Consider the following 10,175-nt stretch of genomic DNA (forward strand, 5'->3'; position numbering starts at 1 on the left):
GGGGGGGGGGGGGGGGGAGCCGGCCCTGCCCTTCGGTCCCTTCGACCCCAGCGCCCACCGCACTTTCGAGATCGGCCTGCGCGAATGGGTGCGGGACCAGACCGGGTTTGAACTCGGCTATGTGGAACAGCTCTACACATTCGGCGACCGGGGCCGCGAGGCGCCGCTGGCCGCGCTGGCGGGCGCGCAGGATGCGCGGGTGCTGTCCGTGGGGTATCTGGGCCTGACGCCGGACGCTCGCCCGCTGAACAATACTGAAGCGCATTGGGACAGCTGGACGCGTTTCTTCCCCTGGGAAGATCATCGCTGCGGCCGTCCCGCCATCCTGACCCGGGTCATAGAGCCAGCCTTGCGCTCCTGGTGTGATGAAGCCGCCGCGCCCGGTCGTCGCGCCGCGCGCTTTGATCGCGTCCGCGCCACTTTCGGTCTGGATGGCGCCCTGTGGAATGAAGAGCGCGCGCTCGATCGTTATGAGCTGCTGTATGAGGCAGGCCTCGTCGCAGAGGCCGCCCGCGACCGCGGCGAGCCGAACGCCGCGCCGGACGGCATGGGCGTCGCCATGGCGTCGGACCATCGCCGCATCCTGGCGACGGCGCTCTCGCGTCTGCGCGGCAAGATCAAATACCGCCCCGTTGTGTTTGAACTGATGAGCGACAGCTTCACTCTGTCGGACCTGCAGCGCGTTGTGGAATCGGTCTCCGGCTTCCCCCTGCACAAGCAGAATTTCCGCCGCGCGCTGGATCGGGCCGGCTTCGTCGCAGGAACAGGCCGGGTGGAAAGCCAGACCGGCGGTCGCCCGGCCGAGCTTTACCGGTTCGCCCGCGAGAACCTGACCGCGGGCGCCGCCCTCGGCCTGTCCATTCCCCGCGCCAAGGAAAGCGGCTAGCGCGCCTTCTTCGCCAGTCTTTCCCGCCAGGATTCGTAACCGTCCGTGAATGCGGACAGCGCCTCGGCGCGCGCCTGTCCCCGGCCCACGCCCGCCATGTGAATGGGATTGCGGACCTGATCGGAACTCCGGGTCCATTGCGCGCCGCGACGCTTGTTCACATCCAGACAGTCGCGCGACCAGTCGAGGTCGCAAAACTCGGCCATTCGCCGGCTCTCGCCCTCGGCGTCGCCGACGAGCGCCTCATAGGACTGGATATGCAGCGCCTGCGGCGCCAGATCGCGCCAGTGCGCCATGAGATCCTCGTACAGCGCGATATAGCCGCCAAGCTCGGCCAGGTCATAGGCATAGGGATGCAGGGTTCCGAGGAAATGGTTGGCGTAGATCGACCAGCCCATGTCCAGGCCGTTGCGGCGCATCTGGATGAGACTGGCGCGCGGCAGGATCAGACGGATCACGCCGATCAGCGCGAAATTGCCCAGCATCTTGTCGGTGAAGCGCTCCGCGCCCGGAAAGCGCTGGCGCACGGCGTTCGTGTAGATCTGCGCAAGGCTGACACGGTTTTGCGGGACGGCGCCCGGCAAGGCGTCCGCACGCCCGCCCGCCTGTTCATAGGCGCCCAGGGTTTCCGACAGGGTGGTGAGCTCGCCCCCGGCGGTGACGCCGGGCATGGCGGCCAGAATGGATTCGGTCAGGGTGGAGCCGCTGCGCGGCATGCCCACAATGAAGATCGGCGCCGCCTCAACCTCGATCGGAGCCGCTTTCGCCAGAGCCTCTGCAGAGAATACGGTCTTGATCAGATCGAACTGCTGCTCGACCTGCTGCAAGTCAAAGGCATAGCTCTGGCGCAGGGCTGCGTTCGCGCGATGGAGCACCTCCATCTGCTGGTCCTCGCGCCCCAGATCGCCCAACGCCTTGGCCAGACCGAACCCGGCTGACGCCCGCTCGGCTGTCAGCGGCGTTTCGTCCACAAAGCGTTCGAGACGGTTGAAGAACGCGTCTTCGGACACGGTCTTGCGGGCCAGGGCCGCCCGGAAGAAGGCGTCTGCATTCTCGGGCGCCAGACGGCTCAGCGCCTCATAGGTCTCGAAGGCCTCGTCCAGTCGTCCCAGATTTCTCTGCGCGTCTCCCAGATATTCAAGGGTTTGAGGATGCTCGGGCGTCAGAGCAAGCTGGGCGCGGAAGTCTGCTTCCGCCTCTTCAAGCCGTCCAAGCCCATAAGCGGCCTGTCCCCTGAAGAAGTGCAGGAAACCCGTGTCCGCGAGCCGCTCAAGCAAGGCGGAATAGCCTTCGATTGCGTCCTGAAGGCGTCCCGCTGCATGCAAGGCGCGTGCGTGTTCAAAGGCTTGAGCTGTAGACATCCGAGAACTGACTGCGCCCTTCGACAACGTGCTGAGGTGTAGACGCTCTGATCAAGCCCCTAGGCGACCAGCTATGAAGGAAGTCCGGAGCTGTCTCAATCGCTTCAGCGGCCACCCTTTATTAACACTCAGTAATCTTTTCGCAATTCATGAGCAGAGGGCTGAGTTCGGGCCTGCCCGAGGCCGTGTTCCGCCATCATGACCCGTCATGAAAGTTTCAACTTGCCACCCCCTTTCATCGGCGTATATTCGCCCCCACTTAGGCTCATGTAGAGCAAAAGGTCGGCGACACCTTCGAGTGATCGCCGTCGTTTAAGGCCCTTGAAATGCTCATATCGAGCATAAGTCTGCACATAAGAGGGCTGAAGGAGGACGACCATGGACGGCATGAGCTGGACTGAAACCGGTAAGGACGCCGCCGAGCGAATCTGGCCCGAGGCGAGCGCGCTTGTGTATGACGACGCCGTCAAGGCGCGCACGGATCATCTCTATGCGCGCGTCAAGGACGTGGTCACCCCGATGGAATGGCCGGCCTTCGCGCCGCTGATCGACGCCATCAACCAGCTCAAGGCCCTGCGTGGCGCGACCATCCTGGCGCACAACTACATGACGCCGGAAATCTTCAACTGCGTCGGCGATATTACCGGGGATTCCCTGAAACTCGCCCAGGTCGCCGCCGAAGCGGAAGAAGACATCATTCTGCAGGCCGGCGTGCATTTCATGGCCGAAACCGCCAAGATCCTGTCGCCGAACAAGACCGTGCTGATCCCCGACATGGAAGCGGGTTGCTCGCTCGCGAGCTCCATCACCGGCGCGGACGTGCAGGCGATCAAGGCGGCCTATCCCGACTATCCCATCGTCACCTATGTGAACACGTCCGCCGAGGTGAAGGCCTATTCGGATATCTGCTGCACCAGCTCGAACGCCGTCCAGGTGGTCGAGGCTGTGGCCAAGCAGTGGAACACCGATACGGTCATCATGATCCCCGATCAGTATCTGGCGAAAAACGTCGCCGCCCAGACCGGCATCAAGATCCTGACCTGGCAAGGCGAGTGCGAAGTGCACGAGCAGTTCACGCCGCAGGATATTCAGGATCTGCGAGACGCGCACCCCGAAGCGGTGATCATCACCCACCCCGAATGCCCGCCCGAAGTGATGGCCGCGGCAGATTTCGCCGGCTCCACCGGGGCGATGGCCGCCTATGTCAAGGACAAGGCGCCAAAAAAGGCGATCCTGATCACCGAGTGTTCGATGAGCGACAATGTCGCCGTCGAGAACCCCGGCGTTCAGTTCATCAAGCCCTGCAATCTGTGCCCGCACATGAAGCGCATCAGCCTGACCAATATCTATGAAGCGCTGCGCGACATGAAACACGAGGTCGAGGTCGATCCGGTGATCGCGGAGAAAGCCAAGGCCAGCCTGCAAGCCATGCTGGACCTGCCCAAGGCTGACAATCCGCCGAGCTTTGACACCGGCAAACCGCTGGCCAACGTGCCTTATGTGGCGATCTGATAATGACAAGCGCCCGCTCCGGCGGGCGTTTTCTTCTGTGGTGATGCTTTGACCCACCCCATCCTCATTGTCGGCGCCGGGATCGCCGGGTTGTGGACGGCCTTGAAGGCCGCGCCCCATCCCGTCGTCCTGCTGACGGGCTCCACCCTGGGGGATGGCTCCTCGACCGGCTGGGCGCAGGGCGGGGTGGCGGCGGCGCTTGGCCCTGATGACAGCGCGGCGCTGCATGCCCGCGATACGGTGATGGCGGGCGCCGGGCTGGTGGATGAGACCGCCGCCATGGTGCTGGCGAGCGCAGGGGCCAGCGAAGTCCGCGCCCTCTTTGACATCGGCGCCGGGTTTGAACGCACGGAAACTGGCGGCTGGTCCTTGTCGCGCGAGGCCGCGCACTCGGTCGCCCGCGTCGCCCGGATGAAGGGTGATCAGGCAGGAGCGGGCATTCTCGCCGCTCTGATTACCGCCGTGCGCGAGGCCGACCATATCGAGATCCGGGACGGCTGGCGCGCAGAGGCGCTGCTGCCCGATCAGGCCAGGGGCTGCGCCGGTGTTCTGGCGCGGGATCCTGAAGGCAGGCTGCACCCGATCGAAGCAAGCCATACCGTGCTCGCCACGGGCTCTATTGGCGGGCTTTATGCGGTCACCACCACGCCCTGGACCAGCCAGGGGCAGGCCATGGTGATGGCGGCCCAGCTGGGCGCGGTGATCCGTGATCCCGAATTTGTCCAGTTTCACCCCACCGCCATTGATATTGGCCGCGACCCGGCGCCGCTGGCCACTGAAGCCCTGCGCGGGGAAGGCGCAGTACTGATTGACCGCAACGGCCATCGGTTCATGAACGATGTGCATGAGCTGGCCGAGCTGGCGTCGCGCGACGTGGTCGCCCGCGCCGTTCATGCGCAGAACCTGTCGGGCGCGGGCGCCTATCTCGATGCCCGCGAGGCGGTGGGCGCGGCGTTTCCTGACCATTTCCCGGCGGTCTTCGCAGCCTGCATGAGCGGCGGCGTTGATCCGCGCACCGATCCGATCCCGGTCGCCCCGGCCGCCCACTATCATATGGGCGGGGTGGAAACCGATCTTGATGGCTTTACCGGCGTGCCGGGCCTGTGGGCGGTGGGTGAATGCGCCTCCACGGGCGTTCATGGAGCGAACCGTCTGGCGTCCAACTCATTGCTGGAAGGTCTGGTCTTTGGCCATCGCGCCGCGGACGCCATCAGGCGCGCGCCCACCCGCACGGTGAAGACCGGAGAGGCCAAGGCCCCGCCCGCCCTGCCTCACAGCGCCCTGCAGACCCTGCGCGCCAACATCAGCGCGCACGCCGGCGTCATCCGCGATGCGGAGGGGCTGAGTGCGCTCTCCACCCTGATTCACGCGTTGGAAGCCGAGCACGGCGCTGCGCCGGCCCTGGTCGCCGCGCGCTTTCTGACCCAGGGCGCGCTGGCGCGCGAGGAAAGCCGGGGCGGGCACAGCCGCACGGATTTCCCGCACACCGCCCCCCGGGGCGGCCATACCCGCCTGAAACTTGCTGACCTCTACCCGGCGCAGGCCAAGCTGCGCCAAGCCGGAGCCGCCTGACATGACCCCTGCCCTGCCGCGCCACATCATCCACGCGCTCGTCACCCGTGCGCTCGAGGAAGATCTGGGCGGACGCGGCGATGTCACCTCGCTTGCGACCATCCCGGCCGACAGGAACGCCAGCTTCGTGATCGCAAGCCGCGCCAATGGCGTGCTGGCCGGCCGGCAGGCCGCCGACGCCTGTTTTGATCAGGTGGATCGCGATATCGCCGTCACCTGGCGCAAGCGTGATGGCGATATTCTTGAAAAGGGCGATATAGTCGCGATTGTCGAAGGGCCAGCGCTCGGCATCCTCACGGCGGAACGCCCGGCGCTCAATTTTCTCGGGCGGATGAGCGGCATCGCCACGCTTACCCGCCAGTATGTCACCGCCATCGCGGACACGGGCGCAGTCATCGCGCACACCCGCAAAACCACGCCGGGCCTGCGCGCAGTCGAATTGCAGGCGGTGCGCGCGGGCGGCGGCAGCTATCACCGCTACGGCCTCGATGACGCCATCCTGATCAAGGATAACCATGTGGCCGTGTGCGGCTCGGTCGGGGAAGCGGTGAAACGCGCCCGCGTTTTCGCCGGTCACATGACCCGCGTCGCGGTCGAGGTGGATCGGCTTGACCAATTGGAAGAGGCCCTCTCCGCGGGCGCGGAGAGCGTGCTGCTCGATAATTTCAGCCTGGACGATCTGCGCGCCGCAGTGCTTCTGACCGATGGCCGCGCCAATCTGGAAGCCTCGGGCGGGGTCAATCTGGAGACTGTCCGCGCCATCGCGGAAACCGGCGTCGATGTGATCAGCGTTGGCGCCCTGACCCATTCCGCGCCCAATTTCGATCTGGGGCTCGACGAGCGCTAGGCCGCCAGCCAGCGCTTCATCTGCGGAAAGGGGCCTGGATCGGCCGGATCGCCAAAGGGCGGCGGGGCCGAGCACAGCTCAGCTCGAACAAGCCCCTGAACGCCAGGGAAGAAGCCCTGCGCCACCTGCATCATCACCAGCTGCGGCGCACCGCCATGCTGGCCGCCATAGCCTTGCTCCCAGAACACGCACGCGGGCGACACGCCCGCCGCCAGGGCCGCGGCATAGGACCAGGCGATGGCTTGCGGTTCGGTGCGGGCGATCTGGGCGGCCTCCGCGTCAGTAACGCCAAGCTTCGGGTCCGCGATCAGGGCGGCGGCGCAGGCGTCGATATTACCGTCGAGATGATTGCGTAAACGCCCCGGAGCGACAGCCAGATGCCCCGCCTCATGCAGGATGTCGCCAGGCGAGCCCAGACGCTCGGGATCGACGACCAGAGCGCCCTTCTTGATCACCACGCCGGGCAGGAAGCTGTCCTCTGACAGCGCCGATCGCGTCACGGGCAATCCGATCCGGTTCAGGAACATCTCGATGGGCGCCAGCGCCTCGGCATGGATCATGATCGCTCCCCCATAGGGAGAACTCTATCGCCCTTCAGGCGATCAGGCCATGGATCCGCAATCCAAAAGGCCGCCCATCGGGCGGCCTTTTCATCGTCAGGCTTCACGCTCGGCGAGCAGGCGTCGCTCAGAGCGATTGGGGAAGCGGTAGAAGACATGCGAGCCGATGCGCCGGGTTCGCACCAGCGTATCATTCCAGTGCGGGTCGACCGCCGTGGTGTGATAGTGCGTCGCGCGGTTGGTCACTGGACGGGCAAAGCCCATCAGGGCATGGTCGGCCACGTTTTGCGCCCGCTCCCAGCCTCGACCATAGGGCGCGACAGCCATCGAGCCGTCGCAGGTGAAGGTGAACTGGCAGCCCGTCGAGCGCTCGGCGCCCTGATAGACCACGCCGCAGATCGTGTTCGGATAGGCGCGATGCAGCGAGCGGTTGATCACCACTTCGGCCACCGCCATCTGGCCCGCCAGCGTCTCGCTGCGCGCTTCGTAATAGATGGCTTCGGCCAGACAGCGACGCTCACGCGCGGCGTTGCGGGCGGCGTCGAGCTCATTGAGATTGAGCGCACCGACGCTGTCGATGGCGCGCTGAACCAGCACGGCGCCCTCCACGGGATCGGAATCGATCTCGAAGCTGGCGAAGGTGAAGGGCGTGTCGGCGCTCTGCGGGGTCCGGCTCTGTTCGAATTCCAGGAATTCCAGCGCCAGTTCGCGAAGATCGCCGGCCTCGTCCTGCTCTTGCGCCCGTTCCGGGGCCAGGCTCACGCCCAGCGCGATGACAGCGAACGCCGCCAGCACGCCGAAACCGGCCAGGGCGCTCTTGGCGCGAAGGAGAAGAGTCGTAACCGTCAAGTTCACAAAACTCCAAGGGGCTCGCCCTCAATCAGGGACGCAGCGCCATCAGCAAGATCAGGACCATGAATGAGTGTCCTGAACGCGCTCACCGTCTAAGTGGTGGGCTTGGATGAAGCCGGGGTCAATAAGGATCGACTATGCCCGAAATAAGGCGCGAAACCGCCCCTGCAAGAGCAGAGACGGTTCCTTGTTGATCTCACAATGACTTAGCGCGCCGTTCAATCACCGCTTTTGAGAACGGCCTGCGCCGCCGCCAGACGCGCAATCGGCACCCGGTATGGCGAACAGGACACATAATCGAGCCCGGCCGATTCGCAGAAGCGGATCGAGGCGGGGTCCCCGCCATGCTCGCCGCAAATCCCCAGTTTCAAACCGGGACGGGCGGCGCGACCGCGCTCGGCGGCGATCTTAACGAGATCCCCGACGCCGTCCTGATCGAGGGAGACGAACGGGTCTTTCTCGAAAATGCCCGCTTCCAGATACTCGCTCAGGAATTTGCCCGCGTCATCGCGCGACAGGCCGAACGTGGTCTGGGTCAGATCGTTGGTGCCGAAAGAGAAGAACTCGCCATGCTCGGCAATGTCACCGGCGCGCAGCGCGGCGCGCGGTAGTTCGATCATGGTGCCGATCAGGTATTGCGGGCGCTTGCCGGTCTCGCGATCAACCTCGTCAGCAACAGCCTCGACGCGGACCTTCAGGATTTCGAGTTCTTTCGCAGTGGCCACGAGCGGGATCATCACCTCGGCGACCGGTTTGACGCCGGTTTCCTTTTCCACCAGCGCCTGCGCTTCAAAGATGGCGCGGGCCTGCATCTCGTAGATTTCGGGGAAGGTGATCCCCAGGCGACAGCCGCGATGGCCCAGCATGGGGTTGGATTCCGACAGATCCTTGGCGCGTTCCCAAAGGCCCTGGGCGGGCAGGCCCGTCGCATCGGCCACCGCCTGCACATCCTCTTCGGTGTGCGGCAGGAATTCATGGAGCGGCGGGTCCAAGAGGCGGATGGTGCACGGACGGTCTTCCATGATGCGGAAGATTTCCGCGAAATCGTCACGCTGCATGGGCAGGATCTTGGCCAGCGCCGCGATGCGGCCGGTCTGGTCTTCGGCCAGGATCATCTCGCGCACCGCCGCAATGCGGTCGGCGTCAAAGAACATGTGCTCGGTGCGGCACAGGCCGATGCCTTCCGCGCCGAACTCCTTGGCGGTCTGGACATCGGCAGGCGTTTCGGCGTTGGCGCGCACCTTCATGCGGCGCGCCTTGTCGGCCCAGGTCATAAGCGCCGCGAAATCGCCGGTCATTTCCGGCTTGATCATGGGCGCTTCGCCCATCAGCACTTCACCGGTGGCGCCGTCCACGGTGATGATGTCGCCATCCTTCACCACACGGCCCCGCGCGGTGAAGCTACGCGCTTCATTGTCGATGCGGATCTCGCCGGCGCCGGAGACGCAGGGACGGCCCATGCCGCGCGCCACGACGGCGGCGTGGCTGGTCATGCCGCCGCGGGCGGTGACGATGGCCTGGGCGGCGTGCATGCCGTGAATGTCTTCCGGGCTGGTCTCGACGCGCACCAGAATGACTTTCTCACCCTGCGACGCACGGGTCTCGGCTTCGTCCGCGTCAAACACCACCGCGCCAGAGGCCGCGCCGGGGCTGGCGGGCAGGCCCTTGGCCAGCACGTCGCGGGTATAGCTTTCATCAATGGTGGGGTGCAGCAGCTGATCAAGCTGGGTCGGATCGACGCGCAGGACGGCCTCGTCCTCGCTGATCAGGCCCTCGGCGACCATCTCAACGGCGATCTTCAGCGCCGCCTTGGTGGTGCGCTTGCCGTTGCGGGTCTGCAGCATCCACAAACGGCCCTGCTCGACCGTGAACTCAATGTCCTGCATGTCGCGATAATGGTTCTCGAGATTGTCGAAAACCTCGCACAGCTGGGCGAACACGTCCGGCATGGCGGTTTCCATGGACGGCAGATGGTCGTCCATCTTCTTGCGCATGGCTTCTGTCAGGCATTGTGGCGTGCGGATGCCCGCCACCACGTCCTCGCCCTGGGCGTTGATCAGGAACTCGCCGTAATAGCCCTTCTCGCCGGTGGACGGGTCGCGGGTGAACGCGACGCCCGTGGCCGAGGTGTCGCCCATATTGCCGAACACCATCGCCTGCACATTGACCGCGGTGCCCATGTCATGCGGGATGTCGTTGAGGCGGCGGTAGATCTTGGCGCGCTCGGTATCCCAGCTGTCGAACACGGCGCTGATCGCGCCCCATAGCTGCTCGATAGGGTCCTGCGGGAACGGCGAGCCGAGCTCGCGCTCGACGATCGCCTTGTATTCGGCGACCAGCACCTTCCATTCTTCGGCGCTCAGCTCGGTATCGGCGTAATAGCCCTGGTCTTCCTTGGCGATTTCGAGCGCTTCCTCGAACAGGCCGTGATCGACGCCGAGCACGACATCGCCATACATCTGGATGAACCGGCGGTAGCTGTCCCAGGCGAAGCGTTCATCGCCGCTGGTGTTGGCCAGCCCGGCGACGGTGTCGTCGTTGAGGCCGAGGTTGAGCACGGTATCCATCATGCCGGGCATCGACAC

Annotated in this window: 8 protein-coding genes; 4 read left to right on the forward strand and 4 right to left on the reverse strand. The window is 65.2% G+C overall.

What is annotated here, in order from left to right; genetic code table 11:
• Window positions 1-886: NUDIX hydrolase (locus tag B2Z70_RS07020; protein ID WP_292982124.1), on the forward strand; the 886-nt coding region annotated here is incomplete at its 5' end.
• Here the strand turns inward: B2Z70_RS07020 and B2Z70_RS07025 are convergent.
• Window positions 883-2,247, reverse strand: a complete 1,365-nt coding sequence (locus tag B2Z70_RS07025) for a tetratricopeptide repeat-containing sulfotransferase family protein (RefSeq protein WP_292982125.1) — start codon at window positions 2,245-2,247, stop codon at window positions 883-885. The two genes, B2Z70_RS07020 and B2Z70_RS07025, sit on opposite strands and share 4 nt — an antisense overlap.
• Before the next feature lie 378 nt (window positions 2,248-2,625).
• Here B2Z70_RS07025 and nadA point away from each other — a divergent pair, with 378 nt between their 5' ends.
• The 3 genes from nadA to nadC are packed head-to-tail and all read left to right on the forward strand — an operon-like array spanning window position 2,626 to window position 6,178.
• Window positions 2,626-3,759 (forward strand): quinolinate synthase NadA, encoded by a 1,134-nt coding sequence (nadA, locus tag B2Z70_RS07030; protein ID WP_292982126.1) that lies wholly within the window; start codon window positions 2,626-2,628, stop codon window positions 3,757-3,759.
• A gap of 48 nt (window positions 3,760-3,807) precedes the next feature.
• Window positions 3,808-5,331: an L-aspartate oxidase gene (locus B2Z70_RS07035; RefSeq protein WP_292982127.1), complete on the forward strand. Its 1,524-nt coding sequence runs from the start codon at window positions 3,808-3,810 to the stop codon at window positions 5,329-5,331.
• 1 nt (window position 5,332) lies between these two features.
• Window positions 5,333-6,178 carry a carboxylating nicotinate-nucleotide diphosphorylase gene (gene nadC, locus B2Z70_RS07040; protein WP_292982128.1) on the forward strand — a complete coding sequence of 282 codons (846 nt, stop codon included), beginning with the start codon at window positions 5,333-5,335 and terminating at the stop codon, window positions 6,176-6,178.
• Here the strand turns inward: nadC and B2Z70_RS07045 are convergent.
• The 3 genes from B2Z70_RS07045 to ppdK all read right to left on the reverse strand — a co-directional run.
• Entirely contained in the window at window positions 6,175-6,738 is a 564-nt protein-coding gene (locus B2Z70_RS07045; RefSeq protein WP_292982129.1) for a hypothetical protein, read from the reverse strand. The genes nadC and B2Z70_RS07045 overlap by 4 nt on opposite strands.
• Before the next feature lie 96 nt (window positions 6,739-6,834).
• Window positions 6,835-7,593, reverse strand: coding sequence for a cell wall hydrolase (locus B2Z70_RS07050; protein ID WP_009803247.1), 759 nt, complete (start codon window positions 7,591-7,593; stop codon window positions 6,835-6,837).
• A gap of 215 nt (window positions 7,594-7,808) precedes the next feature.
• Window positions 7,809-10,175, reverse strand: a 2,367-nt coding sequence (gene ppdK / locus B2Z70_RS07055; RefSeq protein ID WP_292982130.1) for a pyruvate, phosphate dikinase, incomplete at its 5' end; no start/stop codon positions are given.

The organism is Oceanicaulis sp. UBA6590, from assembly GCF_002433705.1.
Classification (GTDB): domain Bacteria; phylum Pseudomonadota; class Alphaproteobacteria; order Caulobacterales; family Maricaulaceae; genus Oceanicaulis.